The 252-nt window shown below is 52.8% G+C and carries 1 pseudogene; it reads left to right on the top strand.

The annotated features are described in order from the left end of the window. Nucleotides 1-8 precede the first annotated feature (8 nt). A pseudogene (locus FCK22_RS18575) lies at nt 9-252 on the top strand (sugar phosphate nucleotidyltransferase); the annotation flags it as partial.

Raw genomic sequence — 252 nt, 5'->3', positions numbered from 1 at the left:
AAACTGACATGAGCGCACGCAAAGGCATTCTGCTGGCTGGCGGATCTGGAACAAGGCTCTATCCCATCACCATGGGCATCTCGAAACAGTTGCTGCCGATCTATGATAAACCGATGATCTACTATCCTGTCAGTGCTGATGCTGGCGGGCATCCGTGAAATCGCAGTGATCACCACGCCGCAAGATGCCGATCAGTTCAAACGCAGCTTGCGCGACGGTGCACAATGGGGGCTAAATCTTACCTACATCGAA

The sequence above is a fragment of the Sulfitobacter sp. 15WGC genome, assembly GCF_005068605.1.
GTDB classification, from domain to species: Bacteria; Pseudomonadota; Alphaproteobacteria; order Rhodobacterales; family Rhodobacteraceae; genus Sulfitobacter; species Sulfitobacter faviae.
This window is presented reverse-complemented; position numbering and strand designations above follow the sequence as displayed.